The 208-nt window shown below is 48.6% G+C and carries 1 tRNA gene; it reads left to right on the top strand.

Going from position 1 to position 208, the window contains the following annotated elements:
* The first annotated feature begins 118 nt into the window (after window positions 1-118).
* Window positions 119-193, top strand: a tRNA-Gln gene (locus C2M35_RS15420).
* The last annotated feature ends 15 nt before the right edge of the window (window positions 194-208 follow it).

Below are 208 nucleotides of genomic sequence, written 5' to 3'. Positions count from 1 at the left end.
AGTGGCGGAATTGGTAGACGCGCTGGATTTAGGTTCCAGTATCTTCGGATGTGTGAGTTCAAGTCTCACCTTCCGCACCATGTTCTTGATGAGAACTAAAACCATCAAACTCTATTGCTGGAGTATCGCCAAGCGGTAAGGCAGCGGGTTTTGATCCCGCCATTCCCAGGTTCAAATCCTGGTACTCCAGCCATCTCTTCTTGAGATA

The organism is Pseudoalteromonas sp. T1lg76 (genome assembly GCF_002964725.1).
Taxonomy (GTDB): Bacteria; Pseudomonadota; Gammaproteobacteria; order Enterobacterales; family Alteromonadaceae; genus Pseudoalteromonas.
Note: the sequence above shows the minus strand (reverse complement) of the source record. Positions and strands in the feature narration are given on the sequence as shown.